The organism is Streptomyces sp. NA02950 (assembly GCF_013364155.1).
Taxonomy (GTDB): domain Bacteria; phylum Actinomycetota; class Actinomycetes; order Streptomycetales; family Streptomycetaceae; genus Streptomyces.
Genome location: NZ_CP054916.1, coordinates 3,928,683 through 3,954,378, shown reverse-complemented (window position 1 = coordinate 3,954,378; position 25,696 = coordinate 3,928,683). Strand labels below are relative to the sequence as shown.

Sequence of the window (25,696 nt, the reverse complement as noted above, 5' to 3'; positions counted from 1 at the left end):
ATACGCGACGCGCGGGCCGTCGTCCGCCACCGGAGGCGCGGGTCGTACGCTGCCTCCATGTGCGGAATCGTTGGTTATGTGGGAGGGCAGTCCGCCCTCGATGTCGTCCTGGCCGGTCTCAAGCGGCTCGAGTACCGCGGCTATGACTCGGCCGGGGTGGCCGTGCTCGCCGACGGCGGGCTGGCCTCCGCCAAGAAGGCGGGCAAGCTCGCCAACCTGGAGAAGGAGCTGGCCGACCGGCCGCTGCCCAGCGGGGGCACCGGGATCGGCCACACCCGGTGGGCCACCCACGGCGGTCCGACCGACGCCAACGCCCATCCGCACCTGGACAACGCGGGGCGGGTCTCCGTCGTCCACAACGGCATCATCGAGAACTTCGCGGTGCTGCGCGCCGAGTTGGCCGAGCGCGGCCATGAGCTCACCTCGGAGACCGACACCGAGGTCGTGGCGCATCTGCTGGCCGAGTCCTTCTCCTCCTGCGGCGACCTGGCCGAGGCGATGCGCCAGGTGTGCCGTCGGCTGGAGGGCGCCTTCACCCTGGTCGCGGTGCACGCGGACGCGCCCGATGTGGTGGTCGGGGCGCGCCGGAACTCGCCGCTGGTGGTCGGGGTCGGCGAGGACGAGGCGTTCCTCGCCTCCGATGTGGCCGCTTTCATCGCGCACACCCGTGAGGCCATCGAGCTGGGCCAGGACCAGGTCGTGGAGGCCCGCCGCGACGGGGTGACGGTCACCGACTTCGACGGGGCGCCCGCCGAGGTCCGGCCGTACCACGTGGACTGGGACGCCTCCGCCGCCGAGAAGGGCGGCTACGACTACTTCATGCTCAAGGAGATCGCCGAGCAGCCGAAGGCCGTCGCGGACACCCTCCTCGGCCGGATCGACCTCTCCGGCAACCTCTGTCTGGACGAGGTGCGGATCCCCGCCTCCGTACTGCGCGAGGTCAGCAAGGTCGTGATCGTCGCGTGCGGGACCGCGTACCACGCCGGGATGATCGCGAAGTACGCCATCGAGCACTGGACGCGGATCCCCTGCGAGACGGAGCTGGCGAGCGAGTTCCGCTACCGGGACCCGATCCTGGACCAGCGCACCCTGGTGATCGCCATCTCGCAGTCCGGCGAGACCATGGACACCCTGATGGCGCTGCGGCACGCCCGTGAGCAGGGCGCCAAGGTGCTGGCGATCTGCAACACCAACGGCTCGACGATTCCGCGCGAGTCGGACGCGGTGCTCTACACCCACGCCGGACCGGAGGTCGCGGTCGCCTCGACCAAGGCGTTCCTCACCCAGCTGGTGGCCTGCTATCTGGTGGCGCTGTACCTGGGGCAGGTGCGCGGCACCAAGTGGGGCGACGAGATCCTCTCGGTGATCCGCGAGCTGTCGGAGATCGCCACCCAGGTGGAACAGGTCCTGGAGACGATGGAGCCGGTGCGTGAGCTGGCCCGCGGCCTCGCCGACAAGAACACGGTGCTCTTCCTCGGGCGCCATGTGGGCTACCCCGTGGCGCTGGAGGGTGCGCTCAAGCTCAAGGAACTGGCGTACATGCACGCCGAGGGCTTCGCGGCCGGTGAGCTGAAGCACGGCCCGATCGCGCTGATCGAGCAGGACGTCCCGGTGGTCGTCGTGGTGCCGTCGCCGCGTGGGCGGTCGGTGCTCCACGACAAGATCGTCTCCAATATCCAGGAGATCCGGGCGCGCGGTGCCCGCACGATCGTGATCGCCGAGCGCGGCGACAAGACGGTGGTGCCCTACGCCGACCACCTGATCGAGATCCCCGAAACCCCGACCCTGCTCCAGCCGCTGGTGGCCACCGTGCCGCTCCAGGTCTTCGCCTGCGAGCTGGCGACCGCGCGCGGCAACGAGGTCGACCAGCCGCGCAACCTGGCCAAGTCGGTGACCGTCGAGTGATCGTGATCCCGTGATCATCGGTGTCGGTATCGACGTGGCCGAGATCGACCGTTTCGCCGATGCCCTGCGGCGTACGCCGGGCCTGGCGGAGCGGCTGTTCGTGGCGGACGAGCTGACCCTGCCGAGCGGTGAGCGGCGCGGGATCGCGTCGCTCGCCGCCCGGTTCGCCGCCAAGGAGGCGCTGGCCAAGTCGCTGGGCGCACCGAGCGGGCTGCGCTGGACGGACGCCGAGGTGCTGACCGAGGACTCCGGCCGCCCGCGGCTGGCCGTCCGCGGTACGGTCGCGGCGCGGGCGGCGGAGCTGGGCGTGAGCGGCTGGCATGTCTCGCTGAGCCATGACGCGGGGGTCGCCTCCGCGGTGGTGATCGCCGAGGGGTGACCCCGGCCGCCGGTCCGGGGCGGCGTGGGCTACCTGAGGGTGTCGGCCACCACCCGGGCCGCCCGCGCGATCAGCCGGTCGTCGGGCTCGGCGTCCTTCGCGGTGCGGTTCGACAGGATCGCGATCACGATGGGGGCCGAGTCCGGGGGCCACACCACGGCGATGTCGTTGCGGGCGCCGTAGTAACTGCCGGTTCCGGTCTTGTCGCCGACCACCCAGCCCTTGGGAACGCCGGCTCTGATGACCTTGTCACCGGTCTTGTTGGTCCGTAGCCACGTGGTGAGCTGCGCGCGTTCGTCCTTGCCGAGGACGTCCCCGAGGACGAACGCGCGCAGGTCCTTGGCGAACGCCCGAGGAGTGGTGGTGTCCCGCGTCTCACCGGGGACCCACCGGCTCAGATACGGCTCGGGACGGTCCATCCGGGTGACGTCATCATCGCCTGTGTCTTCGAGCGCGGCGTCGAGGGCCTTGGGTCCGCCGAGTTCCCTGAGGATCAGGTTGGCCGCGGCGTTGTCGCTGTAGCGGATGGTGGCGTCGCACAGCTCGCGCAGGGTCATCCCGGTGGCGACGTGCTTCTCGGTCACGGGCGAGTTGGGGAGCAGAACGTCCTCGGAGTACGTGATCTTCTTGTCCATCCCGCCGAGCGAGTACTTTCGCAGGACGACACCGCAAGCCAGGGCCTTGAAGGTGGAGTTGTAGGCGAAGCGTTCGCCGTCGTGGTACGCCACCTCCCGCCCGGTTCCGGTGTCGATGGCGTAGACGCCCAGGCGCGCGTCGAACTTCTTCTCCAGGCCCTTGAATTCGCGGGCGAACGACCGCGTGGCGCCGGTGGGTCCGGTCGCCTTCGAGGACGGTGGCGCCGGGGAATCGTCCTGACCGCAGGCCGTCGGCGCGACGAGGACGAGGGTGGCGAGCGCACCGCGAAGGGCGCGTCGGGCGCGGGTGTGCCGCATGGTCCGGGACCTCCTGACCGGCCCCGTCGTACGGGGCACAGGGGGATGGAACGGATGGGATGACTTCCAGGACTTCCGTGGAACACCCTTGCCGTCCGCGGCTATGCGGTCCAATGCGGTTCTGTGGGTTTCCATGCCGATTCGTCATGACGGTGGCCTGGTGCCGCGTCAGCCCAGGTTCGCCCCGCTCGCCGCCCTGGCACACGCTCCCCCAGCTACCGCTGGGAGGTGCCCCCTCTCGCCGCGTTGGCCGAAAGCCCGGGCAGGCCCCCTACGAGGGCTTCCCCGCCGCCTTGCGATCGCACGCGCCAGGACGCCTCGCCACCGGGCCAACCCTGACTGACGCGGCACTAGGGCCCGTCTTCAAAGGGGGCGTCCGGCCGCGAGCGGCGTCTGGTGCGGTACATCGCAAGGCGAAGGATCGCCCTCGTACTGGGCGTACTCGGGCGACTCCGACAACGCAGCGAGGTGCCGTGCCAGGCGTCGGGAGCAGGGCGGCCCCTTTGAAGACGGGCCCTAGAATGGCGGCTGTGGATCTGGTGGGGGCGTGCCGCGCGTTTGTGAGCGTGAGCGAGCGCGGCGGTTTCACGGTCGGGGCGGCCGCCGCCCGGATGTCCCAGCCGGTGGCCAGCCGCCGGATCGCCGCCCTGGAGGCGCACTTCGGCGAGCGGCTGTTCGAGCGCACCTCGCGGCGGGCCGTGCTCACCCCCTTCGGCCGGGAACTGCTCCCCGCGGCCCGGCAGCTCGTCCTGGCGGCCGATGTGCTGCACCATGAGGCGGAGGCCGCCAAGCGCAAGCCGTGGCGGCTGGCGATGCCCGGGATCTGCTCCACCGTCGACCTCGCCCGGCTGGTGGCCGACGCGCGGGGGCACGGTGTCACACTCGATCTCCGGGCCGCGCCGCCGCGGCGGCGGGAGGAGCTCGTCCGCTCCCAGCAGGTGCGGGCCGCCCTGCTGCCGGTGCCGCCGGACGAGGCCCTGTGGTCGGTGCCGCTCGGGCTGGCCGGGGTCCGGGACCCCGGGGTGAAGCGCGTCTACCTCGAGACCCTGCGGATGGGCCGGGGCGCCCCCGGCCCGCCCCGCCGGATCCGGATCCAGCCGGAGGACGACGTACCGCACATCCGCGATCCGCTGACCCGGCTGCGGGACGCCGTCGGGCTGCGGCCCGCCCAGCTCGTGGTCGCCGAGGACCTCACGACCGCCGCTGCGGACGTCCTGTGCTCCGACGACCTGCTGCTGTGCTCACCCGCCCAGGCCCGGGAACTGGCCCTGAGCTGGCGGCCCCTCGGCGAGCTCACGATCGCCCGGGGCTACGCCGTCACCGCCGCCGCGGCAGGTAACCCCCGGCACATCCAGGCCCGCCTGGGCGACGCGATAGCGCGCTGCCTCGGCGCCGTACCGTCCACCGAGGGGGCCGGGGCATGACCGAGGCGCTGCTGCGCGCGATGCGCGGACAACTGCGCGACGGCGGTCTGCGCGGCTATCTGCTGGTCCGGGATCTGCACACCGGCGAGGAGCTGGGCCTCGAACCGGACGCCCAACTGCCGTCCGCCTCCCTGGTGAAGGTCCCGCTGGCGCTGGCGACGGCCGAGCGCATCCGGCGCGGTGAACTCGACGGGGCGGCAACGCTGGAGGTGCGGCCCGGGCGGATCACCACACCCGGTCCGACCGGGCTGAGCCGGTTCCGCCACCCTGCCCGGATCGCCGTGGACGACCTGGTCTATCTGAGCACCTGCGTCAGCGACGGAACGGCCGCCGACGCGCTGTTCGACCTCACCCCGCCCGACCGGGTCGCGGAGATCCTCCAGGAACTCGGTCTGCACGGCATCACCGTGCGGCACACCATGCGGGAGCTGTCCGACACCCCGGAGGAGCGCTTCGACAGCGCACAGGCCCATCTCGCCCACGCCCTCGCCATCGACGCGGGCACCTCCGGCCGCGGCCACCGGGTGCCGCAGCTCGACACCACCCGCGCCAACACCGGCAGCGCCCGCGCCTGGGCCGATCTGCTGCAAGCCCTGTGGACACCGTCGGCGATCCACCCCGAGGTGGCGATGCGGGTACGCGGTCTGATGGCCCACAACCTGATGCGGCACCGCCTCGCCCCGGACTTCGGTTCGGACGCCGCCACCTGGTCCTCCAAGACCGGCACCCTCCTCAACCTGCGCCATGAGATCGGTGTGGTGGAGCACGCCGACGGCCAGAGCTTCGCCGTCGCCGTACTGACCGAGTCCGTCGTGCCCGCCAGCCGGCAGCCCGGCGCCGAGGCCCTGATGGCGCAGGTCGCCCGGACCCTGCGGGACCATCTGCGCCAGCTCTGAGCGCTCCGCGGGAAGTGCCGCCAGGTGCGGTCGTTCGTCCGCGGCCGCGCCGTGGCCGGTCGCGCCCACGCGGCGGAGCCGCACATCGACACGGCCCCGCGCCCCATCGGGGCGCAACCGAACCGCACCGGAGGCCCGGGTAGCCGTGGAGACCCGCCGCGGCGGCCCCGGTCACTCCAGCCCGAAGCCGGTCCGCGTCAGCCACAGCTCCAGCAGGGCGGTGTCCCCGAGGACTTCGACGCGGGGCGCGGGCCTCCGGCGGCCGGGGCCGGCGGGGCGGTCGGCTCCGGCCACGGGGCGAGGCGTGACGGTACGGGGCCGGGCCCTCCACCGGTCTTCGCGCCCCGCGCCGTCACGCCGTGACGTCCCGCCATGCCTCCGCCAGCGCCGTCGCCACGTCGTACGCCGCGATCGGCGCGCCCTGCGCGCCTGCCGCGCGGCGGGCCGCCAGGCCGTGGAGGTAGGCGCCGGCCGAGGCCGCGTCGGGGGCGGCGAGGCCCGCCGCGAGCAGGGAGCCGGTCAGCCCGGACAGCACATCTCCGCTTCCCGCGGTGGCCAGCCAGCCGGTCCCGGTGGGGTTGACCCGCACCGGCCCCGTCTCGCCCGCGACCAGGGTGGTGGACCCCTTGAGGAGCACTGTCGCGCCGTAGCGCGCGGCCAGCTCCCGCACCGCCGCCAGCCGCCCGGACTCCACCTCCTCGCGGGAGACACCGAGCAGCGCCGCGGCCTCGCCCGCGTGCGGGGTCAGCACCGTGGGCGCCGCGCGTCCGCGCAGGTCGCCGGGCGGCAGCAGGCGCAGCCCGTCGGCGTCCACCAGGACGGGGACGTCGGAGGCGAGCACGTCCTCCAGCGAGTGCCGGGCGGCCGCGCCATCGCCGAGGCCGGGGCCGACGGCCCATGCCTGCACCCGGCCCGCCTTGGCCGGGGGACCGGAGTGCACCAGCGTCTCGGGGAAGCGCGCGATGACCGCGTCGGCCGCCGGGCCCACATAGCGCACCGCCCCCGCACCTCCGCGCAGCGCGCCCGCGACGGCCAGCACCGCGGCGCCCGGGTAGCGGGCGGAGCCCGCCACGACGCCGACCACCCCGCGCCGGTACTTGTCGCTCTCCGCCGAGGGCCGGGGCAGCAGCGCCGCCACGTCCTCGTGCTGGAGCGCCTCCGCGTCCGGGACCGGCGGCAGATGCGGCTCCAGGCCGATGCCGATCAGCCGCAGCGCTCCCGCGTGGGTCCGGGCGGGGTCGATCAGCAGGCCCGGCTTGTACGTACCGAAGGTGACGGTGGCGTCGGCGCGCACCGCCGCGCCCTTCACCTCCCCGGTGTCGGCGTCCACCCCGCTCGGCAGGTCCACGGCGACGACCGTGCCGCGCACCGCCCGGGTCAGCCGTTCCGCCTCGGCCCGCAGCCCGCCCTTGCCGCCGATGCCCACGATCCCGTCCAGCACCAGTTCGGCGCGGGCCAGGGCCGGTTCGGCGCGGTCGTCGCCGGCCGGTACGGACCGTCCGCCCGCGGCGAGCAGCGCGCGCAGGCCCCCGGGATGGGCCCGGTCCGGGGCCAGCAGCACCGCCGTGACCCCGGCGCCGCGGCGGGCCAGCCGGGCCCCCGCGTAGAGCGCGTCGCCTCCGTTGTCCCCGCTTCCGGTCAGCACGGCCACCCGGGCCCCGGACACCCGGCGCAGCAGATCGGCGCAGGCCGCGGCCAGTCCGGCCGCGGCGCGCTGCATGAGCGCTCCGTCGGGCAGCCGCGCCATCAACTCCCGCTCCGCGGCCCGTACGGTCTCGACGCTGTAGGCAGTCCTCATGGTCACAGTCTCCCGAACGGAAGGCACTCCGTGCGGGAAAGCACACACCCCGGTCGGCCGTCCGGCCTGAGAGACTGACGGGGATGGACGAGACACCGATGCGCGCCCGTGCCGTGGTCGATCTGGCCGCCCTGCGGGACAACGTTCGGGCGCTGCGTGCCGCGGCGCCCACCGCCGGGCTGATGACCGTCGTCAAGTCGGACGGCTACGGCCACGGCGCGCTGCCCTGCGCGCGCGCCGCCCGCGAGGCCGGTGCCGGCTGGCTGGGCACCGCCACGCCCCAGGAGGCGCTCGCCCTGCGCGCGGCGGGTGACACCGGTCGGCTGATGTGCTGGCTGTGGACGCCCGGCGGCCCCTGGCGGGAGGCGATCGAGGCGGACATCGACGTTTCGGCCAGCGGACTGTGGGCGCTGCGGGAGGCCGTCGCCGCGGCCCGCGCCTGCGGCCGGACCGCCCGGCTCCAGCTGAAGGCCGACACCGGTCTCGGCCGCAGCGGCTGCCAGCCCGCCGACTGGCCCGAGCTGGTCGCCGCGGCCCGCGCCGCCGAGGCGGAGGGCACCGTGCGGGTGACCGGTCTGTGGTCCCACTTCGCCTGCGCCGACGAGCCCGGCCACCCCTCCATCGAGGCCCAGCTGACCTCCTTCCGCGAGATGGTCGCGCACGCCGAGCGGGCCGGGCTGCGGCCGGAGGTGCGCCATCTGGCCAACTCCCCCGCCACCCTGACCCTCCCCGCGTCCCACTTCGACCTCGTCCGGACCGGCATCGCCACCTACGGCATCTCGCCGAGCCCCGAGCTCGGCGTGCCCGCCGATTTCGGACTGCGGCCGGTGATGACGCTGTCCGCCTCGCTCGCCTCGGTCAAGCGGGTGCCGGGCGGACACGGGGTCTCCTACGGCCACCGCTATGTCACCCCGGGCGCGACGACCCTCGCCCTGGTGCCGGTCGGCTACGCGGACGGCATCCCGCGCCATGCCTCGGGGACCGGCCCGGTGCTGGTCGCGGGGAAGTGGCGGACGATCGCGGGCACCGTGGCCATGGACCAGTTCGTGGTGGACCTCGGCGGCGACAGCGCGGCGGAGGGCGATGAGGCGGTGCTCTTCGGGCCCGGCGACCGGGGCGAGCCGACCGCCGAGGACTGGGCACGTGCCGCGGGCACGATCGCGTACGAGATCGTCACCCGTGTGGGTTCCCGGGTCCCACGCGTTTATGTAGGTCATTCGGGGGGCACAGGGATCTGACCATGGGCGACGACAGCACGGCACAGATGGCGACACGGGTCGCGGCGGGGGCCACAGCCGTGAGCTGGAAGCGCGGGGCCGGGTTCGCGGGCGCCGCGATCGGCGTCCTCGCGGCCGGAGCGGCGGCGGGCGTCGCGGTGGAGCGCCTCACGGTCGGCCGCGGCGTACGCCGCAAGGCGCGGCTCGCGCTGGACGCCGAGGGCCCGTACGGCACGCTGCGCGGCACCCCCGGTACGGCGGTCGCCGACGACGGCACCGAGCTGTATTACGAGGTCGAAGAGGTCCGGGAGAGCCCCGCGCCCGCACCGTCCCGGCGCAAGCGGCGGTTCGGCCGCAAGGCCACGCCCGCCCCCGTCACCCTGATCTTCAGCCATGGCTACTGCCTCGCCCAGGACTCCTGGCACTTCCAGCGCTCCGCGCTGCGCGAGGTGGCCCGCACCGTCTACTGGGACCAGCGCTGCCACGGCCGCTCGGCGCGCGGCTGCGCCCAGGCCGACGGTGACGCGCTCACCATCGACCAGCTCGGCCGCGATCTGAAGGCGGTCATCGACGCCGCGGCGCCCGAGGGCCCGCTGGTGCTGGTCGGCCACTCCATGGGCGGCATGACGATGATGGCGCTGGCCGCGCAGTACCCCGAGCTGGTGCGGGAGCGGGTGGTCGGCGTGGCGTTCCTCGGCACCTCGGCGGGCCGCCTCGGCGAGGTCAGCTTCGGTCTGCCGGTCGTCGGGGTGAACGCGGTGCGCAGGGTGCTGCCGGGGCTGCTGAAGGCGTTGGGCTGGCAGGTGGAACTGGTCGAGCGGGGCCGCCGGGCCACCGCCGATCTCTTCGCCGGGCTGATCAAGCGCTATTCGTTCGGCTCGAAGGACGTGGACCCCGGCGTCGCGCGGTTCGCGGAGCGGCTGATCGAGGCCACCCCGATCGATGTGGTCGCGGAGTTCTATCCGGCGTTCGTCGCCCATGACAAGGCCGCGGCGCTGCCGCACTTCGACGGGGTGCCGGTGCTGGTGCTGGCGGGCGACAAGGACCTGATCACGCCCATGGAGCACAGCGAGGCCATCGCGGAGCTGCTGCCCGGCGCCGAGCTGGTGATCGTCGAGGAGGCCGGTCATCTGGTGATCCTCGAGCACCCCGAGGTGGTCAACGGACATCTGACCGAACTGCTGGCCAGAGTGGTGGACGGGGTCGGTGGACGGGCCCGGCGCGGGGTGTCCGGCTGAGTACCATCGGCCGGTATGGACGTAGCGACACGTATCACCGTCACCTCCCCCGAGCAGATGCGGGATCTGGGCCGCAGGCTCGCCAAGCTGCTGCGCCCCGGCGATCTGGTGCTGCTCACCGGTGAACTGGGCGCGGGCAAGACCACGCTGACCCGGGGCCTGGGGGAGGGCCTGGGCGTGCGCGGCGCGGTGACCTCGCCGACCTTCGTGATCGCCCGTGTCCACCCCTCGCTGGGCTCCGGCCCGCCGCTGGTCCATGTGGACGCCTACCGGCTGGGCGGCGGTCTGGACGAGATGGAGGACCTCGACCTCGATGTGTCGCTGCCGGAGTCGGTGATCGCGGTCGAGTGGGGCGAGGGCAAGGTCGAGGGGCTGTCCGAGGACCGCCTCCACGTGGTGATCGAGCGGGCGGTGGGCGACGGCGCGGCCGGCGACCCGGACGACCCCCGCGGAGTGGTGGTCACCGGGGTCGGTCCGCGGTGGGCCGGTGAGGACCTGGCGTCGCTGGCCGGCTGACGGCGGGGAAACAGCTCTTCTGCCGGACGGGACCGACGGCGGGACTGCCGGCCGGGTGGCAGCGGGGATGACGGGCGGCTGACGGGGTACATTCCGACAAGCCGTCGGCATGATGTTGCGCTGTGGGCATCGGCCGTGGTGACATGGGAGGGGGAGCGTGGTTAGGCGTGCCTAACCACCTTCGGATTTTCCCTGTTCGTCCGAATGCCCCAGGACCCTCAGGAGGCATCCATGCCGGCCCAGGAACCCGTCGTCGGGACAGATCTGCGCGGCGATGGCCGTTCACCGTCGATGAGGGAGCTGCTGGCGGCCTGTGCGGCGGCCAGCGCGGTGTCCACACCCCCGGCGGAGGAAGCCGGGCGCGCCGGTGAGCGGCAGACGCCCGAGCCGGACGAGCCCGCGCGCGAGCGCCGCGACGCCGCGTAGACGAAGGCGTGGCCGTGGCCTGGCCGGACCGGCTACGCGATCACCACTACCGCGGTGCCGACCTGCGCGAACTCCCACATCGCCGATCCGTCCGCCCGGGACTCCCGCACCGCGCCCGTCCGCTTCCGCGCGTCCGGGTCCGGCATCGTGCCGTCCAGGGCCGAGCTGAAACCGAACACCACGCCCCCTTCCGAGTGGAAGACGACGATGTGCTCGACCTGCACCCCGTCCGATCCCACCCCGCCCGGGTTCCGCGAGCTGACCTTGTACGTCCCCGGGTCCGGGCTGGCCGAGCTGGGGCCGACCTCGAAGGTGCGGGTGGCCCGTCCGTCCGCGCCGACCAGCCACACCCGCCGGTCACCGAGCGCGTAGACGATCCGGGTGCCCGTCCCCGACCCCTTCGGCAGCGCCGTGGACTTCTTCTTCGTCTTCTTCGCCCGGTCCTTCGACTCGCTGGAGTGCGAGCCGGGCCGGGCCTGGGTGGGGTGGTCGGGCGCGGTTGCCGCGGCCCGGTAGCCGAGGAAGCCGACGGCGCCGAGCGCGGCGGCGGTGAGAACGGCGACGGCGGGCCCGGTGCTGCTCCTCGGCACGGCGGACATCCTCTCCTGCGGTCAGTACGCGCTCACGGCCCGTACACAGTCATGGCGACGGTAGCACCGGCGCACCGGACCGGCATGACCTCACCGCGCACCACCGCCGCCCTGTTGCCCCCTTGGTACGAAGGACGGCCGTCTCGGGCGACGGGGGCCGACGGGGACGGAACGGCGCGGCGGGGGCGGAACGGCGCGGCGGGGACGGGCGAACGCCGCCGTACGCCGAAGAACGATCTTCCGCGGGCGCCGTAGGCTGTCCTCGTGCTGTTGCTCGCTCTTGATACCGCCACCCCCGCCGTCACGGTCGCCCTGCACGACAGTTCCGAAGTCCTCGCCGAGTCCGCCGACATCGACGCCCGGCGCCATGGCGAGCTGCTGCTCCCCGCCGTCCACCGGACCCTGCGCGCGGCGGGCACCGAGCTGGCCGCCGTGACGGAGATCGTCGTCGGCGTCGGCCCCGGCCCCTACACCGGGCTGCGGGTCGGGCTGGTGACCGCCGCGACCTTCGGGGCCGCGCTCGGCATCCCCGTCCACGGGCTGTGCACGCTGGACGGCATCGCGTACGCCACCGGGCAGGCCGGTCTCACCGGGCCTTTCGTGGTGGCCACCGACGCGCGCCGCAAGGAGGTCTACTGGGCCCGCTACGACGACCCCCGGACCCGGGTGACCGAGCCCGCCGTGGACCACCCCGCCGACCTCACCGAGGCCGGGCCGGCCGCCGGGCTGCCGGCCGTCGGCGCGGGTGCCCTCCTCTACCCGGCCGCCTTCGCCGAGGTGCCGCCCGGTATGCCCGAGCACCAGTCGGCCGGCGCGCTGGCCTCGCTGGCGGCCGAAAGGCTGGCGCGCGGTGCGGAACTGCTGCCGCCCCGGCCGCTCTATCTGCGCCGCCCCGACGCCAAGGTGCCCGCGAACTACAAGGTGGTCACCCCGAAGTGACCGGCACGACCGTGACGTTGCGCGAGATGCGCTGGTGGGACATCGAACCGGTGCTGGCGCTCGAGGAGGACCTGTTCCCCGACGACGCGTGGTCGCGCGGGATGTTCTGGTCCGAACTAGCCCACGCCCGGGGCCGGGACGTCACCCGCCACTACGTGGTCGCGGAAGCGGGCGGCTCCGGGACGGATCAGCGTATGGAGCCGGGCGGCATAGTCGGCTACGCCGGGCTCGCGGTCTTCGACCACACCGGCGACGTCCAGACCATCGCCACCGCCCGTGACCACTGGGGCACCGGCCTCGGCGCCCGTCTCCTCACCGATCTCCTCGGCGCCGCCACCGCCTTCGAATGCCAGCAGGTGCTCCTCGAGGTGCGCGTCGACAACACCCGCGCACAGCGCCTGTACGAGCGCTTCGGGTTCGAGCCCATCGGCGTCCGCAAGGGCTACTACCAGCCGGGCAATGTGGACGCCCTCGTCATGCGGCTGACCGATCCGGCCGCGCCCACGACCACCTCCGCGGCCGCGGTCGTGCCGCCCTCCTCAGTACAAGGAACGAAGACCCATGGCTGACTCACGCAGCGAACCTCTCGTCCTCGGCATCGAGACCTCCTGCGACGAGACCGGCGTCGGGATCGTCCGCGGCCACACCCTGCTGGCCGACGCGGTCGCCTCCAGCGTGGACGAGCACGCCCGCTTCGGCGGGGTGGTCCCCGAGGTCGCCAGCCGTGCCCATCTGGAGGCGATGGTCCCCACCATCCAGCGTGCCCTGAAGGACGCCGGGGTGGCCGCCTCCGACCTCGACGGCATCGCCGTCACCGCCGGTCCCGGACTCGCGGGCGCCCTGCTCGTGGGCGTCTCCGCGGCCAAGGCGTACGCGTACGCCCTCGGCAAGCCGCTCTACGGCGTCAACCACCTCGCCTCGCACATCTGCGTCGACCAGCTGGAGCACGGCCCGCTGCCCGAGCCGACCATGGCCCTCCTGGTCAGCGGCGGTCACTCCTCGCTGCTGCTCGCCCCCGACATCACCGCCGATGTCCGCCCGCTGGGCTCGACCATCGACGACGCGGCGGGCGAGGCGTTCGACAAGATCGCCCGGGTGCTGAACCTCGGCTTCCCGGGCGGCCCGGTCATCGACCGCATCGCACGGGACGGCGACCCCGCCGCCATCGCCTTCCCCCGGGGCCTCACCGGTCCGCGCGACGCCGTCTACGACTTCTCCTTCTCCGGCCTCAAGACCGCCGTGGCCCGCTGGATCGAGGCCAAGCGGGCGGCGGGCGAGGAGGTCCCGGTCGCCGATGTCTCGGCCTCCTTCCAGGAGGCGGTCGTCGACGTGCTGACCCGCAAGGCCGTCCGCGCCTGCAAGGACGAGGGCGTCGAACACCTGATGATCGGCGGCGGGGTCGCCGCCAACTCCCGGCTGCGCGCCCTGGCCGAACGCCGCTGCGAGGACGCGGGCATCACCCTGCGCGTCCCGCGCCCCAAGCTGTGCACGGACAACGGCGCGATGGTCGCGGCGCTGGGCGCGGAGATGGTCGCGCGCGGCCGCTCGGCCTCCGCCTGGGACCTGTCCGCCGACTCCTCGCTCCCGGTCACGGACCCGCATGTCCCGGACCCCGGGGCGGATCCGCACACCCACCCGCACACCCACTCCCACGACCATGTGCACGAGCTGAGCCGGAAGAACCTCTACGCATGACCGTCGCCCTGATGTGGGAGGCCCGGGCCGTCGAGGGCCGTGGAGCCGATCTGCTCACCTGGGCCGCCCAGCAGCCCCTGGACCCGCCGCCGCTCCGCCGTGAGACCTTCCGCGCCCCCGAGGACCGGGTCCTGGTCATCACCTGGTGGGACGCCGGCTACGACACCCCCGGGCTGCCGGAACTCCCGGAGCCGGGGGAGGACTTGGTGCGGCGCGCGGTCCACCGGTGGCGCTTCGAAGCAGTCGCGGACGGGAGCTGACGCCCCGGCGCACCGCGTGCGCCCGGGCACCCTCGTCCACGGACGCTCACCCGCCGGGCGGGGGCGGCGGCAGCGGAGCGATCTCCCGCTCGAAGAACGCGAAGAAGTCCTCCGCGCGGTCGTAGAGCTCATCGAACCCGGCCGATGTCTCTCTGATCAGAGACCGGTCGGTGAACTGATTGGCACCCGCGGCGTTTCCGTCGCTGTCGTAGACCACCTCGAACATCATCTCGTCCCCGAGGATGACCACCTCAGGAACCGGATGTTCCTGTTCGATGTCCGAAATTTTGCGGGCGTCCATGACCCGGATGTTGTCACCGAGTTCCACGCGCAGCTTGAGTACAAAAAACTCCCACTGCACATAGGGCGTCACCGGAAATTCCACCACGCGAAGCCGTCGCCCGAGGATGCCGAGTTCGGCCGCCTTCCGGAACTGCCGGGTGTAGGTGTCGCGCTTCTCCTCCACAAGTGAGAGCGCCTTTTCCCATTCTCCGGCCGCGAACGCCTCCCAGCTCGCGAAGCCACGCTCCTTGAAGTGCTGTCCGCGCTCCAGCTTGTTCAGGAAGCGAATGCCGCTTTCCTGGACGCGACGGAATTCGGCATGGTAGTCGGGGCGGTTCAGGGGCTCCGAGGTGCCGTGCCGGAAGGATTCAAACACCAGGGATATCCGGCTTCGCCGCGACCATCATGCTCCTCGGGATCACCACGAGGCGTTCATCGGCCCCGATGGATACACCGGCGGGCAGCGACGTCCCGAGCGAATCCGTGAGGTCCCTGCCGATGACGGCCACGTCCCCGTTGTCGAGTTCCCAGATGTCGGGGCAGTCGGGGTCGTCGGTCGTGAGTTCTAATTCCTGAGGTGATTTCCCCATGCGCTTCTTGAACCCCGTGGTGGGGTCGGCTTCCCATGGCCTGGCCACAGTCGTCGCTCCCTTCGATTGATCCATGACCCGAAAACTATAGTGGCCGGACTATCGGGCCGACCAGGTTGTGCACATCGATTCGCGCCGGTTGGGGGGTGACCCTGGCATATGCCAAAGTGAGAACCCGAGGAACGGGGGCCGCCCTTGCCCCATTCGGCTCAATCGTGTAGTTATGCTGGGCTGTAAAGAGGCCGCAACGCGTTGGCGCAGGTCATCCGATCCGCCCCTCGCAAATCAGGAGAAAGTCACACACATCAGGCCAGGGGGAGCCATGGATCCGGAGCTTGCTTCAGCCGCTCAGATCGCTGGAGCCACAATAGTCACATTGATGGCGACCGATGCCTGGCAGCGTACGCGAGAGGGAATCACCCGACTGTGGCAGAGAATACAGCCGCAGCGGGCCGAAAATATTTCCGCCGAGTTGACGGCCAGCCGCGAAGATGTGCTGGTGGCCACGGAATCCGATGACCAGGAGATGCTGAACGAGCTGCGGGCGCAGTGGGAGGGACAGCTTCGGCGGCTGTTCCTGGCCCACCCCGCGGCCGCCGGTGAACTGCGCCGCCTCCTGGACGAGCTCAGCCCGGCCGACGCCGCCGGCCGCCCGGCCATCGGCCAGCACGCCACCGCCTCCGGGCAGGCGCGGGTCTACCAGGCCGGACGAGACCAGCACATCACCGAGCGATGACCGGCGGGATGGACGGCCGCGCCGAGGACAGCGGCCGCGTCTACCAGTCGTCGGGCGACCAGCACATCAACGAACACCACCACTACGGCGCCGAGGGCTCCGGCCCGGCCGGACCGGACTCGGTCCGCCGCCCGGCCGTCGGCCGGGCACCGGTGGTGCTGCGCGACCGCGCCGAGGTCCTGGAGCGGCTGCGCACGGCGGTCGCGCCGGGGCACGGCGGCGAGGTCTTCGTCCTGCACGGCATGGGTGGCTGCGGCAAGACCGCCGTCGCCTGCGCGCTCTTCCAGCACGCCACGGAGGCCGTCGGCCGGGCCGGACTGTGGGTCAACGCCGCCGATCGCGCGAGCCTGCGTTCCGGCATGCTCGCCGTCGCGGCCGACCGCGGGGCCGGTGACGGCGAACTGCTGGCGGCCCGCAACGGGCTCCGTCCCGCCGCCGACCTCGTCTGGGATCATCTGGACCGCTCCGCCGAGCCGTGGCTGCTGGTGCTCGACAACGCCGACGACCCCGAGATCCTTCGCGACGGAAGCTGGTTGCGCACCAGCCCGCGCGGCACCGTCGTCATCACCACCCGGCGGGCCGCCGCCCGCTGGTGGCCCGGGGCGGAGTTGCAGCACATCGGCGTACTGCCGCGCGAGGACGCCGCGCGGATCCTCCACGACCTCGCCCCCTCCAGTGGCACGATGCAGCAGGCCGCCGCGATCGCCGACCGGCTCGGCCGGCTGCCGCTCGCGCTCACCCTCGCGGGGGGCTTCCTCTCCCACCAGGTGCTCGACCCCTGGACGATGGACGCCTACGGGCGCCATCTCGACGACGGGGAGTCCATCGGGCTCATCGACCAAGGAGCTGACGCCTTGTCCGACGACGACCCACGCCACCTGGTCGGACGGACCTGGCAGCTGACCCTCGACGCGTTCGGGGCCCGTGGCCTGCCCGAGGCGGCCACGCTGTTGAGGCTGCTGGCCCGGCTCGCTCCGGAGCCGTTGCCGCTGTCCCTGCTGAACTGTCCGGAAATCGGCGCCGTCGTCCCCCGCGCCCGTACCGAAACCGCGCTGAGGGCCCTGCTCGACCAGTCGCTGACCGAGCTGGTGGACGTCGGCGTCCGCTGTCTCCAGAGCCACGGCGTGCTGCTCGACAGCGTCGCCGCCGCCACCCCGCCCGCCGACCGCACCGCCCTCGACACCACGGCGGCCGGGCTGCTCGGCGCGGCCCTGCCAGGACTCCCCGACGCGGGCCCGCACGACCCGCGGCTGCGGCTGTTCGTCCCGCATGTGCTGGCCCTGCTGCGCCATGTCACCGATCCGGCGACCGACTCCGAGGCGCTGGCCGTCGCCATCCGGCTGTCCACCGCGCTGCACCGCACCGGGGACTATCTGTCCGCCTGGGAGACCGCCCGTGCGGCCGCTGACGCCGCCGAGCCCGTCCTCGGCGCGGAGCACCGACTCGTCCTGGCGGCCCGCTCCCGGGCGGGACGCTCCCTCTTCCGCCTGGGCCGGTACCAGCAGGCCGAGCGACTGCTCCGCGGGGTACGCACCGCACAGGAGCGGCTGTTCGGGGCCGGTGACCCGGACACCCTGGACAGCTCCCACGGCCTTCAGCTGGTCCTCGGAAACCTCGGCCGCCGCGACGAGGCGCTCGCGCTCCTCCGTGCCGTGGTCACCGGCCGACGGTCCGCGCTGGGCCCCGCCCACCCCCTGACCCTGCGCTCCCGCGCCAGCCTGCTGACGATGCTGTCCGCCGGGGAACTCACCACCGAGGAGGGCGGTGCGCTGCTCTCCCTCCCCGAGGAATGCGTACACCACCTCGGCGCCGACCACACCGTCACGCTCGGCGCACGGCACAACCGCGCCCGGGCGCTCTTCGTCCTCGGTCGGTTCGAGGCGGCGGAGGAGGAGATCGGGCTGGTCACCGAGGGGTACCGGCGCCGCTTCGGCCCCGGCTACCCGATCGCCCTCGCGGCCCAGCAGTTGCTGGCCCGGATCCGGTCCGCGCTGGGTCACCATGACTCGGCGGTCGAGCTGATGGCCGACGTGGTGACCCGGCGCGAACGAGATCTGGGCCCGGACCATCCGTTCACCCGGGCGAGCGCGGAGCTGCTGAGCACCCTGCGCACCGGCTGAGCGCGGGGCAACGGCGCGGCCCCGCGCCGCACTTCGCGGGCCTGGAAGACTGTGTCCGACCCATGACGCTGTGCCATGTGCCCGCCGGGCCATGCGCCGTGCCCGGCGAAAGGACGCCATGCTCCCTCCCACCACCCCTCTACCGCCCCCACCCGCGCCGGAGCGGGGGGAACGGGCCGACCGGGCGGGGCTGCTCGACGACCGGGCGCGGGCGATGGGGGCGCTGGCGCGCTGGTACCTGGCGCCGCACCGGGCGCTGCTGCTCTGGCTGTCGGCCATGGTCTTCGCGCTCGGCTGGGTGCTGGCCGTGTCCGGCTTCCAGTTCCTGGTGACGGGCCAGCTCGTCGAACACGTCCTGGGTGTGCTGTTCCTGGGGCTGGCGCTGGGCGCCACCATTCCGTCGAGCCTGGGCGTGGCCACCGGCATCCGGCGCGATGTCCTGGTCGGCCAACGGCTCCGCGCCTGGGCCCGGGTGGAGCGCGACCCCCGCACCCTCCCCCTCTGGCGGGTCCGGGGCGGCGCCCTGCTGTGGCTTCTGCCGTCGGTCGTGCTGTGCAGTCTCGGGCTGGCCCTGGGGGCCGCCACGGTGTTCTCCGGGCCGAGCCCGGAGGGCTTCGGCATGCTGACGGGCATCGCGGCGGTCTCCGCGGCCGCCGGTGGGCTGGGCCTGGCCAAGACGATCGACTACTACCGCCTCGTCTACCGCGAACTCACCCCCGAACCCACCCCCGAACAGGGGCCGGAGGACCACTAGGGGCGCACGGTCAGGTGCCGCTCTCGTCGTCCCCGTCGTCCCCCTCGTCCGCCGAGGACCGCTGGAGGGACAGGAAGCGGTGGCGCAGCTCCAGGAAGTCCGGGCTCAGACTGGCGCCGTGCCGCTTGGTGGCGTCCTCGATGCGGGTCATCAGCTGTCTGATGCGGGCCGCGTCCATGTAGGCGTCGCGCTGGAGCTTCTTGTGGGCCGTGGCGGCGGGGCCCTTCGGGTCGGCGTCGAGCGACCGGACCAGGTGATCGAGGCGCTCGATCTTCCGCTCGAGGTAACTGATCATCTCCTCGAGGTCCCTGATGAGATCGGACAGTTCCTGCTCCGACACGGACAGCTTGTCTTGGCTCATGTCCCCGTCCCTGCCACCCTCCATCGGCCCATGAGGTCCTGTCCGGTGGATCTTCGAGGATCAGCCCGCGGCGTCTGGTGCCGTGGACCGCGAGGCGGAGGATCGCTCTCGTACTGGGCGTACTCGAGCGACTCCGACAACGCGGCGAGGCGCGGTACCAGGCGTCGCGGGCCCGATAAGATCCGCCGGACAGGGCCTAGGGGGATGATCGTGCCATGCGGCCCGGCGGCGCGGAGCGGCACCCGGGGAATCCGCGGAATCCGAAGGTCCGGGGCGGTGGCCCGCCGGACCGCGGTACGGTCCGGCGGAGGTGGCTCGGACGCGGGGGCTCAGAGCTCAGAGGGGCAGGACCGTGTCCGACGGCAGGTCGATGCCGAAGTCGGCGGCGAGGACGCGCAGCACCTCGTCGTTGTCCGCCAGTTCGCGCCGCTTGCGGGTGCCGTCGGGGTGGGTCTCGGTGAGGATGCGGGCCGACAGCTCGAGGTGGAGGTCGAGGCCGGTGCGCTGAACCTGGAGGGTGTGCTGGAAGGGGGAGCGCGGGTTGGTGGCCGTGTGCCAGTTGATGACCGCGTAGTCCGCCGCGATGAAGGGCTCGCGGCTGAAGGCGTACTGGTCCTCCCAGACGCCGTTGTGGAGGGCCTGGAAGACCCACAGGTCCTCCAGGCCGCCGGGGTGGGGCTCACGGATGTAGCGGTGGCGTCGGGTGCCGTTGGGCAGTTCGGTGTCGGTGATGAACGGCACGGCCTCGTGCAGGCCGCCGATGGCGCCGAAGCCCACGTCGGCGATCCAGCGCTGGGGCTCGCCCGGGATCTCGACCAGCAGGACCATATGGGAGCGCGGGCGGACGGTGCCGGGGGCCGCGCCCAGGCGGACGCGGGCGGCGAGGCCGGTGATGCCGAAGCCGAGGGCGCCGAGAGCGGTGGACAGCAGGGTGTTCTGTTCGTAGCAGTAGCCGCCGCGCCGGCTGCGGACCAGCTTGGCCTCCAGATCGGGCAGGGCGAGGGAGGGCGCCGAGCCGAGGAGGGGCTGGATGTTCTCGAACGGTATGGAGGTCACATGCGCCAGGTGCACCGCGCGCAGGGTCTCCGCGGTGGGAGCCGGGGGACGGGCGCCGGTCCAGCCGATACGGGTCAGATAGGCGTCGAGGTCCAGCTGAGGCGCGGTCTCGCTCGGTGCGTCGTTCATACGCCGACGGTAACGCCGCGCGGGGCGGCGGGCCTCATGCCCAGGGGCGGATCTCAGCTCCTCCCCTGGACCGAGGACATCGGGACGATCACCTGCTTCCGGGCCGGGGCGTCGGCGTGATCAGTCGCTCCCGGGCCCGGGGCCACCGCCGAGCAGCCCCGTCACGACCGCCCGCAGCTCCTCCGCGACGTCGTACGCGTCCGTGATCCCGCTCCAGCTGCCCGCGAGCGCGGCCAGCCGGGGCAGTTCGGAGGGGTCCGCGTCGGCCAGCAGCGCGGGGAACGCGGACCGGCGTCCCGGGTCCTCGGCGCGGCGGGCGAGGGCGGCGCGGAAGACGAGGGTGCCGAGGACGTAATGCCAGATCGAGCGGTAGGTGTGCACCGCCCGGCGCTCGCTCTGCCCGCAGGCCATGGCCGAGTCGATGATCTCCTCGACCATCCACAGGGCGTCCCGGTCGGTGAGTTCGCCAAGGCTGAGCACCTCGACCACCCACGGCAGCTCCTGGAGCGTGCGGTGCATGTGCAGGGCCACCGCGTACACCCGCTCGCGCGGGTCCTCGGGCAGCTCGGGGCGGGGCCGCGTGCGGGCCATACCGGACAGGACGAGCTGGAGCAGTTCGTCCTTGTCGCGGACGTGGCGGTAGAGGGCCATCGGCGTGGAGCCGACCTCCTTGGCCAGGCGCCGCATGCTCAACGCGGCCGCGCCCTCCTCCTCGAGGATGCGGCGCGCGGTGGCGACGATCGTCTCCAGCTCCAGGCGGCGGGGTCGTCCGCCGGTCCGCCGGGCCTTCGCGGCCCCCGCGCTCGTCTCCGTCCCGGTCTCCTTCATCACCGCCTCATTGTCCACGGAACGGGTTGGTGCACGGGTTGAGTATACGCGTATACTAACCTCCTGGCCCCGGGGGATCCGATGGAGGAGGACCATGAACGACCAACCGGAACGGACGGGTTGGCTGCTGGCCGTCGCACTCACCGTGCAGTTCGTCGTCGCGCTGGACATGTCCGTGGTGAACGTCGCGCTGCCCGACATCCGTGATGACCTCGGCTTCGGATCCGGCGGCCTGCTCTGGGTCGTCAACGCCTACGCCCTCGCCTTCGGCGGGCTGCTGATGCTCGGCGGCCGGCTCGCGGACATCGTGGGCCGCCGCACCACGCTGATGGCAGGGCTCGCGGTCTTCGGCGCCGCCAGTCTCGGCGGCGGGCTGGTGGGGTCGCCGGGCTGGCTGATCGCCGCGCGGGCGGTGCAGGGGGTGGGCGCGGCGGCGCTCGCGCCGGTGGCGTTCACGCTGATCGCCGTCACCTTCCCGGCCGGTCCCGCGCGGGCCCGGGCGCTGGGGCTGTGGGGGATGGCCGCGGCGGCGGGCGGCGCGGTCGGGGTACTGGCCGGAGGGCTGCTCACCGAAGGAGCGGGCTGGCGCTCGGTCCTGCTGATCAATGTGCCGATCGTGCTCGCCGCGATGGCCGCGGCCCGCTTCTCGGTGGCGCCCGACCGGCGCGAGGGCCCGCCCGCCCGGCTGGACGCGGCCGGCGCGCTGCTGGTCACCGGCGGAATGACGGCCCTGGTGCTGGCGCTGGTGCGGACCGAGACCCACCCCTGGGGGTCGGCGACCACCCTGACCACCCTCGCCGTCGCGGCCGTGCTGCTGGTGGCGTTCGTCGTGGTGGAACGGCGGGTGGCGCAACCGCTGCTGCGGATCGGGCTGCTGCGTCAGCGGTCGGTGCTGGTCGCGAACCTCTTCGTACTGCTGCTGTTCTCCGGCCAGTTCGCGGCCTTCTACTTCACCTCGCTCTATATGCAGCAGATCCTCGGGTACGGGCCGGTCAGGGCCGGGGCCGCGTTTCTGCCCTTCTGCACCGGCATCGTGATCGGCTCGCTCACCGCGACCCGCACGGTGGCCCGGTTCGGGGTGCGTACGCTGCTGGTCGCGGGCGGACTGCTGGGCGCCGCCGGGTTCGGCTGGTTCTGGCGGACGGTCGGGGTGGACGGCGGCTTCGCGGACTCGATCCTCGGCCCCTCGCTCCTGGCGAGCGTCGGCATCGGACTGTGCGTTGTCCCGATGGGCACGGCAGCGACGACGGGGGTCGCGGCGCGGGAGGCCGGTATGGCCTCCGGTCTGGTCAACAGCTCGCGGCAGATCGGGGGTTCGCTGGGGCTCGCGGTCCTCGCGACGGTGGCCTCGCACACCACGGACGCCGACGGCGGCACCGGTCCCTCCGGCCCGTCCGCCCTCGTATCCGGCTACGCCACGGCCTTCGGGGTGGCGGGCGCGCTGCTGGTGGTGGCGGCCCTGAGCGCGGCGTTGCTGCTGCCGCGGCGTACGGAACCGGCCGTGGAACCGGCGGCCGCGGAACCGGCGGCGGAGCCATCCGTCACGGCGCCGCGAGGTGATCGAACGCGCCTGTCTTGACGGCGTCGAGCAGGGCCCGCAGCCGCGCGGGGGTGGTGGCCAGGACGATGTCGGGGTCGTCGCTCTCGCGCAGGGCGACCCCGCCGGGTATGGAGGCGATTTCCACACAGGAACTGCCGTCTCCTTGGGTGGAGTAGGAGGACTTCCGCCAGGTGATCTCGGGCATGTGCGTGCTTTCGAAAGGTCTCGGGTGGTCACGGGGGCGAGGGGGAGGGGCGGGGCGCGGTCAGAGCCGCCGGGTGATGCCGTGGATCAGGTCCCGCGACGCTGCCGGGGCCAGGCTCACCTTCGCCGTCCGGTCCAGCACCGCGCGGTGGATGGTCAGTTGGGTCTCGGCGTGCAGGAACATGGGCCCGTGCGCCGAGTCCAGCTGCACGGTGTCCAGCTGCGGCACCGCGCCCGAGGCGTAGGTGACCGAGACCCCGGAGACGGGGAAGCCGCCCGCCTCGAAGGGGATGACCCGCACGGTGACGTTCTTCCGCGTGGACGCCTCCAACAGGCTCTCCAACTGGGCGCGCATCAGCTGCGGACCGCCGAACCGCATCCGCAGGGACGCCTCGTGGACGATGAAGGTGCACGGCGGCGGGGCGTCCCGGTCGAGGATGTCCCGGCGCTTCATCCGGTGGGAGAGTCTGCGCCGCAGCTCGGTCGGGGACCAGGGCGGTACGGTCTCGTTGAGGACGGCCGTGGCGTACGCCTCCGTCTGCAACAGACCGGGCAGAAACATCAGCTCGACCACGCGCAGGCTCTCCGCGTAGTACTCCAGCTCGGCGAGGTCGAGTCCGCCGGTGGCGATATGGCCGCGGTACTCCTCCCACCAACCGCCCTTGCGCTCCCGGGCCATGGCGACGAGCGCGTCGACGTAGGCGCGGTCCGGACAGGCGTAGATCGAGGCCAGGGACCGGACCCGCTCCTCGCTCACCCCGAAGCGCGCCAGCTCCAGGTTGGTGACGTGGGTGCGGTTGATGCCCAGCCGGTCGGCGGCGTCCTGGATGCTGAGCCCGGCCTTCTCGCGCATCCTCCGCAGCTCGGTGCCCAGCCGGAGTTGACGGACGGTGGGGGCGCTTCTGGGGGGCATGCTCCTCCGTTGCTCTTTCACCCTCACGGGCCGAATGTCGGGGAAATTAACCGGTGCCGTAGCAGATGTTTCCATATCTGCCCTACCGTGGGTGGCGGAACAGCTACCACGCGTTGATCACCCGCAACGGTACGCGCACCATCGGCCCCCTCGCAGGGAGTTGACCCATGGGTACCGACCACGAATCCGAGGACCTCCCGCAGTCCTCGTCGCCCTCGCCGTCACCGCCCGCCCCGCGCGCCGCCGGGCCCGGCTCCGGTTCCGGCCCGGCTGCCGCCTCCGACGACCCGTACGTCTACACCCTCCGGAGCAACCGCGGCCCCGCATCCCCCAAGCTCCTGCGGGACTTCGTCGCCTGCGTGCTGAACTGCACCGGCCAGGAGGGCCTGGTGGACGCCGCGACCCTCTGCACCTCGGAACTGGTCACCAACGCCTGGCTGCACGCCGAGGGCGACGCGCTGATGCTGCGCGTGGTGATCGAGCCCCCGCGGCTGCGCGTACTGCTCTACGACGGCTGCGCCGCGCTCCCGGTGCCCTCGCGCCTCCCGGACGGCGACCAGCTGCACGGCCGGGGGCTGCGCGTGGTCAGCGCGCTCGCCGAGGCGTGGGGGACGGCGCAGGGCGATCCGGCGGGCGTGTACGCCAAGGGCGTCTGGTTCGAGCTGCGCACCCCCGGCCGGGCGGCCTGCGTAACCGTGCTCAGGGACTGACCGGAGCGGGTTCGGCCGGATGCCCCAGCAGCATCGCCGGGGCGCCGTCGGTGCGCGTGAGCAGGATGGTGCAGGCGTTCCGCCCCGCCAGCCGCAGCTTCCTGCGCAGTGCCTCCGGCTCCACGGCCGAACCGCGCTTCTTGATCGTGGCGATGCCGATCTCGCGCTCCCGCAGCAGCGCCTTGAGCTTCTTCAGGTTGAACGGCAGCACATCGGTGATCTCGTACGCCGTGGCGTACGGCGTCGGGCGCAGCTCGTCCGCCGTGATGTAGGCGATCGTCGGGTCGATCAGCCGGCCGCCGATCCGGGCCGCGACGTCCGCCACCAGATGGGCGCGGATGACGGCGCCGTCCGGTTCGTACAGCCAGCGCCCCACCGGACCCGTCCGCGGATCGGGCAGCAACCGGGTGCCCAGGAGCGAGTGGGCGGCCGGGAGGAGGGTGGCGCGGCGCATCCCGGGGCGGGCCGTGCCGAACCACAGCACGGCCTCCTTCACATGCCCGTGGTCCGAGATCCACTCGGCCTCCGCGTCCTCCGGCACGGCCTCGTGGGGAATGCCCGGGGCGATCTTGAGGGCGGCGCGCGGTGTGGTGCGGGCGGCCTCGACGGCCCAGGAGAGCGGCGGGGAGTACGCCTCGGGGTCGAAGACCCGGCCCCGGCCGCCGCGCCGGGCGGGGTCGACGAAGACGGCGTCGAAGGGGGTGGTGTCGATCTCGGTGACATCCGCGCGGCGGACCTCGATGAGGTTGGACAGCTCCAGGGCGCCGGCGTTGGCGCGGGCCACCGCGCAGGTCAGCGGATCCCGGTCGACGGCCAGCACGGAGATGCCGGCCCGGGCGAGCGCGATGGCGTCGCCCCCGATGCCGCAGCACAGATCGGCGACACTCCGCACCCCGAACCCGGCGAACCGCTCGGCGCGGTAGGTGGCCACGGAGGTACGGGTGGACTGCTCGACACCATGCGGCGTGAAGTACATCCGGTGGGCGTCCTCGCCGAACTTGGCGACCGCCCGCTGGCGCAACTGGGCCTGCGTCAGCGCCGCCGAGACCAGCGCGGCCGGATGGTCGCGGCGCAGCCGGGTCGCGGTGGCGAGCTCGTCCGCCGGGTCGTGGTCCCGGAGCGCGGTGAGCAGCGCCTGCCCCTCGTCGCCGAGCAGTGAATCGAAGGCGTCAACGTCCACACGGCCCATTCTCTCCGCTCCGGCGGACGTATTCGCACCCGTGCGGCGCGCGCTTCC

General features: G+C 73.0%; 29 protein-coding genes. 17 read left to right on the top strand and 12 right to left on the bottom strand.

Annotation, left to right across the window (positions count from 1 at the left end):
- The first annotated feature begins 57 nt into the window (after positions 1-57).
- Positions 58-1,905 carry a glutamine--fructose-6-phosphate transaminase (isomerizing) gene (gene glmS / locus HUT19_RS16915; RefSeq protein WP_176181300.1) on the top strand — a complete coding sequence of 616 codons (1,848 nt, stop codon included), beginning with the start codon at positions 58-60 and terminating at the stop codon, positions 1,903-1,905.
- Positions 1,906-1,915: 10 nt separating this feature from the next.
- A complete protein-coding gene (locus HUT19_RS16910; RefSeq protein ID WP_176181299.1) occupies positions 1,916-2,284 on the top strand; it encodes a holo-ACP synthase in 369 nt (122 codons plus the stop codon).
- Between the two features lie 29 nt (positions 2,285-2,313).
- Here HUT19_RS16910 and bla read toward each other — a convergent pair whose 3' ends face one another.
- Entirely contained in the window at positions 2,314-3,237 is a 924-nt protein-coding gene (bla, locus tag HUT19_RS16905; protein WP_176181298.1) for a class A beta-lactamase, read from the bottom strand.
- 521 nt (positions 3,238-3,758) lie between these two features.
- Here bla and HUT19_RS16900 point away from each other — a divergent pair.
- Both HUT19_RS16900 and HUT19_RS16895 read left to right on the top strand, forming a co-directional pair.
- Positions 3,759-4,661 carry a LysR family transcriptional regulator gene (locus tag HUT19_RS16900; RefSeq protein WP_176181297.1) on the top strand — a complete coding sequence of 301 codons (903 nt, stop codon included), beginning with the start codon at positions 3,759-3,761 and terminating at the stop codon, positions 4,659-4,661.
- Entirely contained in the window at positions 4,658-5,557 is a 900-nt protein-coding gene (locus HUT19_RS16895) for a serine hydrolase (RefSeq protein WP_176181296.1), read from the top strand. Before HUT19_RS16900 ends, HUT19_RS16895 begins: the two co-directional genes overlap by 4 nt.
- A gap of 171 nt (positions 5,558-5,728) precedes the next feature.
- Here the strand turns inward: HUT19_RS16895 and HUT19_RS43985 are convergent, their stop codons facing one another.
- Positions 5,729-5,851 carry a hypothetical protein gene (locus HUT19_RS43985; RefSeq protein WP_303331912.1) on the bottom strand — a complete coding sequence of 41 codons (123 nt, stop codon included), beginning with the start codon at positions 5,849-5,851 and terminating at the stop codon, positions 5,729-5,731.
- 58 nt (positions 5,852-5,909) lie between these two features.
- Positions 5,910-7,355, bottom strand: a complete 1,446-nt coding sequence (locus HUT19_RS16890) for an NAD(P)H-hydrate dehydratase (RefSeq protein ID WP_176181295.1) — start codon at positions 7,353-7,355, stop codon at positions 5,910-5,912.
- Between the two features lie 83 nt (positions 7,356-7,438).
- On the opposite strand from HUT19_RS16890, the gene alr reads away from it, so the two are divergent.
- The 4 genes from alr (at position 7,439) to HUT19_RS16870 (ending at position 10,752) form a co-directional block, all read left to right on the top strand.
- Positions 7,439-8,593, top strand: coding sequence for an alanine racemase (gene alr / locus HUT19_RS16885; RefSeq protein WP_176181294.1), 1,155 nt, complete (start codon positions 7,439-7,441; stop codon positions 8,591-8,593).
- 2 nt (positions 8,594-8,595) lie between these two features.
- A complete protein-coding gene (locus tag HUT19_RS16880) occupies positions 8,596-9,810 on the top strand; it encodes an alpha/beta fold hydrolase (RefSeq protein ID WP_176181293.1) in 1,215 nt (404 codons plus the stop codon).
- Between the two features lie 15 nt (positions 9,811-9,825).
- On the top strand, positions 9,826-10,326 hold the full coding sequence (tsaE, locus tag HUT19_RS16875) for a tRNA (adenosine(37)-N6)-threonylcarbamoyltransferase complex ATPase subunit type 1 TsaE (RefSeq protein ID WP_176181292.1): 501 nt from the start codon (positions 9,826-9,828) through the stop codon (positions 10,324-10,326).
- A gap of 231 nt (positions 10,327-10,557) precedes the next feature.
- Positions 10,558-10,752 carry a hypothetical protein gene (locus tag HUT19_RS16870; RefSeq protein ID WP_176181291.1) on the top strand — a complete coding sequence of 65 codons (195 nt, stop codon included), beginning with the start codon at positions 10,558-10,560 and terminating at the stop codon, positions 10,750-10,752.
- 32 nt (positions 10,753-10,784) lie between these two features.
- Here HUT19_RS16870 and HUT19_RS16865 read toward each other — a convergent pair whose 3' ends face one another.
- Positions 10,785-11,342 (bottom strand): hypothetical protein, encoded by a 558-nt coding sequence (locus HUT19_RS16865; protein ID WP_176181290.1) that lies wholly within the window; start codon positions 11,340-11,342, stop codon positions 10,785-10,787.
- 264 nt (positions 11,343-11,606) lie between these two features.
- On the opposite strand from HUT19_RS16865, the gene tsaB reads away from it, so the two are divergent.
- Genes tsaB through HUT19_RS16845 form a run of 4 tightly spaced genes read left to right on the top strand, consistent with a single transcriptional unit; the run spans position 11,607 to position 14,236 of the window.
- Positions 11,607-12,281 carry a tRNA (adenosine(37)-N6)-threonylcarbamoyltransferase complex dimerization subunit type 1 TsaB gene (gene tsaB, locus HUT19_RS16860; RefSeq protein WP_176181289.1) on the top strand — a complete coding sequence of 225 codons (675 nt, stop codon included), beginning with the start codon at positions 11,607-11,609 and terminating at the stop codon, positions 12,279-12,281.
- Positions 12,282-12,307: 26 nt separating this feature from the next.
- A complete protein-coding gene (rimI, locus tag HUT19_RS16855) occupies positions 12,308-12,850 on the top strand; it encodes a ribosomal protein S18-alanine N-acetyltransferase (RefSeq protein ID WP_176186971.1) in 543 nt (180 codons plus the stop codon).
- Complete coding sequence (tsaD, locus tag HUT19_RS16850; protein ID WP_176181288.1) at positions 12,843-13,976, top strand: tRNA (adenosine(37)-N6)-threonylcarbamoyltransferase complex transferase subunit TsaD; 1,134 nt, start codon at positions 12,843-12,845, stop codon at positions 13,974-13,976. Before rimI ends, tsaD begins: the two co-directional genes overlap by 8 nt.
- Positions 13,973-14,236 carry a hypothetical protein gene (locus tag HUT19_RS16845; protein ID WP_176181287.1) on the top strand — a complete coding sequence of 88 codons (264 nt, stop codon included), beginning with the start codon at positions 13,973-13,975 and terminating at the stop codon, positions 14,234-14,236. The genes tsaD and HUT19_RS16845 overlap by 4 nt, the downstream gene beginning before the upstream one ends.
- Before the next feature lie 46 nt (positions 14,237-14,282).
- On the opposite strand, the gene HUT19_RS16840 is transcribed toward HUT19_RS16845, so the two are convergent.
- Together HUT19_RS16840 and HUT19_RS16835 are read right to left on the bottom strand one after the other, a co-directional pair.
- Complete coding sequence (locus HUT19_RS16840; RefSeq protein WP_176181286.1) at positions 14,283-14,894, bottom strand: DUF6879 family protein; 612 nt, start codon at positions 14,892-14,894, stop codon at positions 14,283-14,285.
- Positions 14,887-15,156, bottom strand: coding sequence for a hypothetical protein (locus HUT19_RS16835; protein ID WP_176186969.1), 270 nt, complete (start codon positions 15,154-15,156; stop codon positions 14,887-14,889). Before HUT19_RS16835 ends, HUT19_RS16840 begins: the two co-directional genes overlap by 8 nt.
- Before the next feature lie 451 nt (positions 15,157-15,607).
- On the opposite strand from HUT19_RS16835, the gene HUT19_RS44290 reads away from it, so the two are divergent.
- The 3 genes from HUT19_RS44290 (at position 15,608) to HUT19_RS16820 (ending at position 18,718) form a co-directional block, all read left to right on the top strand.
- Positions 15,608-15,844, top strand: coding sequence for a hypothetical protein (locus HUT19_RS44290; protein ID WP_368661697.1), 237 nt, complete (start codon positions 15,608-15,610; stop codon positions 15,842-15,844).
- Positions 15,841-17,964 carry a tetratricopeptide repeat protein gene (locus HUT19_RS16825; RefSeq protein ID WP_176181284.1) on the top strand — a complete coding sequence of 708 codons (2,124 nt, stop codon included), beginning with the start codon at positions 15,841-15,843 and terminating at the stop codon, positions 17,962-17,964. The genes HUT19_RS44290 and HUT19_RS16825 overlap by 4 nt, the downstream gene beginning before the upstream one ends.
- Before the next feature lie 118 nt (positions 17,965-18,082).
- Positions 18,083-18,718, top strand: a complete 636-nt coding sequence (locus HUT19_RS16820; protein WP_176181283.1) for a hypothetical protein — start codon at positions 18,083-18,085, stop codon at positions 18,716-18,718.
- A 10-nt stretch (positions 18,719-18,728) separates the two neighbouring features.
- Here the strand turns inward: HUT19_RS16820 and HUT19_RS16815 are convergent, their stop codons facing one another.
- The 3 genes from HUT19_RS16815 to HUT19_RS16805 form a co-directional block, all read right to left on the bottom strand.
- Positions 18,729-19,079, bottom strand: coding sequence for a hypothetical protein (locus tag HUT19_RS16815; protein ID WP_176181282.1), 351 nt, complete (start codon positions 19,077-19,079; stop codon positions 18,729-18,731).
- 336 nt (positions 19,080-19,415) lie between these two features.
- Positions 19,416-20,264 (bottom strand): arylamine N-acetyltransferase, encoded by an 849-nt coding sequence (locus HUT19_RS16810; protein WP_176181281.1) that lies wholly within the window; start codon positions 20,262-20,264, stop codon positions 19,416-19,418.
- 120 nt (positions 20,265-20,384) lie between these two features.
- On the bottom strand, positions 20,385-21,092 hold the full coding sequence (locus HUT19_RS16805; RefSeq protein WP_176181280.1) for a TetR/AcrR family transcriptional regulator: 708 nt from the start codon (positions 21,090-21,092) through the stop codon (positions 20,385-20,387).
- A 94-nt stretch (positions 21,093-21,186) separates the two neighbouring features.
- Here HUT19_RS16805 and HUT19_RS16800 point away from each other — a divergent pair, with 94 nt between their 5' ends.
- Positions 21,187-22,671, top strand: coding sequence for an MFS transporter (locus HUT19_RS16800; RefSeq protein ID WP_176181279.1), 1,485 nt, complete (start codon positions 21,187-21,189; stop codon positions 22,669-22,671).
- Here the strand turns inward: HUT19_RS16800 and HUT19_RS16795 are convergent.
- Both HUT19_RS16795 and HUT19_RS16790 read right to left on the bottom strand, forming a co-directional pair.
- Positions 22,634-22,837 carry a DUF397 domain-containing protein gene (locus HUT19_RS16795; RefSeq protein ID WP_176181278.1) on the bottom strand — a complete coding sequence of 68 codons (204 nt, stop codon included), beginning with the start codon at positions 22,835-22,837 and terminating at the stop codon, positions 22,634-22,636. The two genes, HUT19_RS16800 and HUT19_RS16795, sit on opposite strands and share 38 nt — an antisense overlap.
- Before the next feature lie 60 nt (positions 22,838-22,897).
- Entirely contained in the window at positions 22,898-23,749 is an 852-nt protein-coding gene (locus tag HUT19_RS16790; protein WP_176181277.1) for a helix-turn-helix transcriptional regulator, read from the bottom strand.
- A gap of 167 nt (positions 23,750-23,916) precedes the next feature.
- Between HUT19_RS16790 and HUT19_RS16785 the strand changes: the two genes are divergently transcribed.
- Positions 23,917-24,459 carry an ATP-binding protein gene (locus tag HUT19_RS16785; RefSeq protein ID WP_254885618.1) on the top strand — a complete coding sequence of 181 codons (543 nt, stop codon included), beginning with the start codon at positions 23,917-23,919 and terminating at the stop codon, positions 24,457-24,459.
- Here the strand turns inward: HUT19_RS16785 and HUT19_RS16780 are convergent.
- Positions 24,449-25,648: a methyltransferase domain-containing protein gene (locus tag HUT19_RS16780; protein ID WP_176181276.1), complete on the bottom strand. Its 1,200-nt coding sequence runs from the start codon at positions 25,646-25,648 to the stop codon at positions 24,449-24,451. The genes HUT19_RS16785 and HUT19_RS16780 overlap by 11 nt on opposite strands.
- Positions 25,649-25,696 lie beyond the last annotated feature (48 nt).

What these genes read in the sequence shown, in the direction of transcription:
- HUT19_RS16805 (WP_176181280.1), bottom strand. Translation starts at nt 21,092, where the DNA reads ATGAAGGAGACCGGGACGGAGACGAGCGCGGGGGCCGCGAAGGCCCGG.
- HUT19_RS16880 (WP_176181293.1), top strand. Translation starts at nt 8,596, where the DNA reads ATGGGCGACGACAGCACGGCACAGATGGCGACACGGGTCGCGGCGGGG.
- HUT19_RS16845 (WP_176181287.1), top strand. Translation starts at nt 13,973, where the DNA reads ATGACCGTCGCCCTGATGTGGGAGGCCCGGGCCGTCGAGGGCCGTGGA.
- HUT19_RS16815 (WP_176181282.1), bottom strand. Translation starts at nt 19,079, where the DNA reads ATGAGCCAAGACAAGCTGTCCGTGTCGGAGCAGGAACTGTCCGATCTC.
- tsaD (WP_176181288.1), top strand. Translation starts at nt 12,843, where the DNA reads ATGGCTGACTCACGCAGCGAACCTCTCGTCCTCGGCATCGAGACCTCC.
- HUT19_RS16820 (WP_176181283.1), top strand. Translation starts at nt 18,083, where the DNA reads ATGCTCCCTCCCACCACCCCTCTACCGCCCCCACCCGCGCCGGAGCGG.
- glmS (WP_176181300.1), top strand. Translation starts at nt 58, where the DNA reads ATGTGCGGAATCGTTGGTTATGTGGGAGGGCAGTCCGCCCTCGATGTC.
- HUT19_RS16785 (WP_254885618.1), top strand. Translation starts at nt 23,917, where the DNA reads ATGGGTACCGACCACGAATCCGAGGACCTCCCGCAGTCCTCGTCGCCC.
- HUT19_RS16810 (WP_176181281.1), bottom strand. Translation starts at nt 20,264, where the DNA reads ATGAACGACGCACCGAGCGAGACCGCGCCTCAGCTGGACCTCGACGCC.
- HUT19_RS16870 (WP_176181291.1), top strand. Translation starts at nt 10,558, where the DNA reads ATGCCGGCCCAGGAACCCGTCGTCGGGACAGATCTGCGCGGCGATGGC.
- tsaE (WP_176181292.1), top strand. Translation starts at nt 9,826, where the DNA reads ATGGACGTAGCGACACGTATCACCGTCACCTCCCCCGAGCAGATGCGG.
- HUT19_RS16825 (WP_176181284.1), top strand. Translation starts at nt 15,841, where the DNA reads ATGACCGGCGGGATGGACGGCCGCGCCGAGGACAGCGGCCGCGTCTAC.
- HUT19_RS16780 (WP_176181276.1), bottom strand. Translation starts at nt 25,648, where the DNA reads ATGGGCCGTGTGGACGTTGACGCCTTCGATTCACTGCTCGGCGACGAG.
- HUT19_RS16890 (WP_176181295.1), bottom strand. Translation starts at nt 7,355, where the DNA reads ATGAGGACTGCCTACAGCGTCGAGACCGTACGGGCCGCGGAGCGGGAG.
- rimI (WP_176186971.1), top strand. Translation starts at nt 12,308, where the DNA reads ATGCGCTGGTGGGACATCGAACCGGTGCTGGCGCTCGAGGAGGACCTG.
- HUT19_RS16900 (WP_176181297.1), top strand. Translation starts at nt 3,759, where the DNA reads ATGGCGGCTGTGGATCTGGTGGGGGCGTGCCGCGCGTTTGTGAGCGTG.
- alr (WP_176181294.1), top strand. Translation starts at nt 7,439, where the DNA reads ATGGACGAGACACCGATGCGCGCCCGTGCCGTGGTCGATCTGGCCGCC.
- HUT19_RS16795 (WP_176181278.1), bottom strand. Translation starts at nt 22,837, where the DNA reads ATGCCCGAGATCACCTGGCGGAAGTCCTCCTACTCCACCCAAGGAGAC.
- HUT19_RS16790 (WP_176181277.1), bottom strand. Translation starts at nt 23,749, where the DNA reads ATGCCCCCCAGAAGCGCCCCCACCGTCCGTCAACTCCGGCTGGGCACC.
- HUT19_RS16895 (WP_176181296.1), top strand. Translation starts at nt 4,658, where the DNA reads ATGACCGAGGCGCTGCTGCGCGCGATGCGCGGACAACTGCGCGACGGC.
- bla (WP_176181298.1), bottom strand. Translation starts at nt 3,237, where the DNA reads ATGCGGCACACCCGCGCCCGACGCGCCCTTCGCGGTGCGCTCGCCACC.
- HUT19_RS16800 (WP_176181279.1), top strand. Translation starts at nt 21,187, where the DNA reads ATGAACGACCAACCGGAACGGACGGGTTGGCTGCTGGCCGTCGCACTC.